Below are 2,500 nucleotides of genomic sequence, written 5' to 3' on the forward strand. Positions count from 1 at the left end.
TCAAGACATAGAAACCGCGATAAAGAAAGGTCTAGACCACGCCGACGACCTAGAGATACAGGGATGCATAATAATAAAAAACGACCAGATAGGCACCACCGGCCGTATACCTCAAATAAACCTCATAAAAAACAAAACTAAATAAAAAAAGATATTTAAATCGAGGTTGTGTGGATACCACACTCAGTTTTATCGGCTTCTCTCCACCTACCAGCCCTCTCAGACTCATCCCTACTTTCAGGCAAGGTTGTACAGTTGGTGCATCCAAGAGACCTATATCCCTTCCTGTAAGCATCATTAACTGGAATCTCGTTTATAGCTGTATACCTCCAGACATCAAGCTCAGTAAAATCCCTAATCGGATTGATCTTAACAGTCTTCTTATCCTCCTCAATGTACCCTGCATCCCGCCGGGTTTCAGACTCAGTAACCCTTAAACCGGTTACCCATGCATCATACCCCTCAAGCGCTTTTTCAGTAGCTTCAACCTTAACTTTTCCACAGCAAACTGAAACATCATCAAAAGCCCTATCCGGCTGATTAAAACTAAACTCCCTATAATCGATATCAAAACTATTAACAACCTTATCCCGAAGATCAAGGGTCTCCTGAAACTCAGTGTCACTCAAAACACTGAACACATCAGGCCTGTCAACAACCCTCAAAACCAGATGCATAGTCACCATACTATCCTTACCAAAACTATTAGCGATAGTAATATCACCGTACTTCCTATATGCATAACTAATTATTTTAAGCGCCCTAGCAACCTTCTCATTAAGAGTATCAACCTTACATGAGAAATGAGGCGTTTCAATATTCTTTGAAGTCTGAGCCAAAATTACACACTCCAGAAAAACTCATTTTACAAAACACATAATTTATTTCAAACCAACCAAGCCACATATAAACAACAACCCTATACCTTCAATTATTGTAACTAACACTAAAAACCATCGGAAAAAAAGAACAAGAAAAACCAGATAAAACTAAACAACCTAAATAACAAAAAAAACCAGTTATGAAGCCTGTGACAAAACAACAAAAACAGTATAAAAAAATCGTTTAGCGGCCAGAGACACTATTAACTCAATAAAAAACCTAAGGAACTCTAAAAACAAAAAATAAAAAAAATACAGATTTATACACAAAAAAAGAGAATAATAAAAAATCACTATAAAAAAAGTATAGAAATCCATCTGGTTTTTTACCAGCTGTGATAAAGTTTTTATTTATGTTCTTTCTAGTTTTATTGTGAATTTCGCTCCCTCTATCTGATTGGAGTTATATTTTATCTCTCCACCGTAGTTTTTGATTATCTTTTTAGATAGATAGAGGCCTAGTCCAGAGCCAGCGTTTTCACCGTAGCTTGTTCCCTGATTAAATATATCTCCAATCTCTTTTTCTGGTATTCCCTCACCATCGTCCTCAATCTTTATTTCACAGTTTTCTTTATGTTTTTCGTTTTTTATTTTGATTTCTTTACATCTAGAGTGCTTTACTGAGTTTTCAATTATGTTGTATAGTGCTTGTTTTAGTAATGGCCCTCCTTTTACCTTGCAGTTGTTTAGGTCGGCATTGATTTTTATGTCTTTTTCTCTGGCCAGTTTTTCCATCTCACTTATAACTTCTTTTATCTGTTTTTTTATTTTGATTTCTCTTGTTTCTGTTTTTATTTCTAGCTCTCTAAGTGTCTTGACCTTCTCTATTATGTTCATTGCCTCTTCTGTTGATTTTATTGCTTTTTCTAGGTTTTTAAGTATCTCTTTAGGTGGATCTTGTTTTTTCATTAGCTGTAGGTATCCAGTTGTTATCTGGTTTTTGTTCTGTACGTCATGTCTCAGTATGCGGTGCAGGAACTCCTCTCTTTTCTCCATCTTCTTGAGTTCTGTTATATCTCTATATTGCCACAGATGTCCGTTTTCTTTTTCACCTGTTTTTATTGGTATGTAGTCTCTCAAGAATATACGGCCGTCCTTAAGTCTGAGTTCTTCGGATTTGTTTTTTTCTTCTCTCCGCACAAGCTCCTCTACCTCATCTATAAATTTATCTGGCTGTTTAAATATCTCTTTAGCTTGGTCTGCAGCGTCTCTACAGTCTAATCCAACCAAATCTTCTTTTTCAGGCACGTTGAATAGGCTACAGAACTCTTCATTCACATATATAATATCTCTGTCTTGATTTTCGAAGAGTATCCCTACTTCCTGGGCTTCCATCAATGTCTTTAGCATTGCAAGTGTTTTCTCCAGTTCTTTCTCTTTCTTTTTTCTTTCGGTGATGTCAAGAGAGGTACCAACAATCATTTCGACTTCATTTTCATTGATTATCGGTGTGAGTTTTGTTACAGCGTTTAAAACTCCTTTCTCGGTCTCTATCGATTCTTCATAGCTAATCGTCTTTTTTTCTTCTATGCATTTCTTGTATTTCTCTTCTAACTTTCTACCTTGTTCTCCAAATATCTCAATCGCCGTCTTACCTTCCACTTCGCTTGTCTTTTTGC

At 36.2% G+C, this 2,500-nt stretch carries 3 protein-coding genes (2 of these 3 only partly in view); 1 reads left to right on the plus strand and 2 read right to left on the minus strand.

Annotated elements, in window-relative coordinates; genetic code table 11:
* A protein-coding gene (locus AMET1_RS06580; protein ID WP_161490812.1) for a UPF0280 family protein crosses the window boundary here: on the plus strand, positions 1-145 show its final stretch. Its footprint begins 464 nt before the window's first position; the window shows 145 of its 609 coding nt (coding positions 465-609); the start codon falls outside the window, past its left edge; its stop codon occupies positions 143-145.
* A 10-nt stretch (positions 146-155) separates the two neighbouring features.
* Here the strand turns inward: AMET1_RS06580 and AMET1_RS06585 are convergent, their stop codons facing one another.
* Together AMET1_RS06585 and AMET1_RS06590 are read right to left on the minus strand one after the other, a co-directional pair.
* The gene (locus tag AMET1_RS06585; RefSeq protein ID WP_161490813.1) at positions 156-839 is read right to left on the minus strand and encodes a phosphoadenylyl-sulfate reductase; all 684 of its coding nucleotides are present in this window, start codon (positions 837-839) and stop codon (positions 156-158) included.
* Positions 840-1,232: 393 nt separating this feature from the next.
* Positions 1,233-2,500, minus strand: the 3' end of a protein-coding gene (locus tag AMET1_RS06590; RefSeq protein ID WP_143406882.1) for a hybrid sensor histidine kinase/response regulator. 1,282 nt of this gene lie beyond the right edge of the window; the window shows 1,268 of its 2,550 coding nt (coding positions 1,283-2,550); the start codon falls outside the window, past its right edge; it ends in the stop codon at positions 1,233-1,235.

The organism is Methanonatronarchaeum thermophilum (assembly GCF_002153915.1).
Lineage (GTDB): Archaea > Halobacteriota > Methanonatronarchaeia > Methanonatronarchaeales > Methanonatronarchaeaceae > Methanonatronarchaeum > Methanonatronarchaeum thermophilum.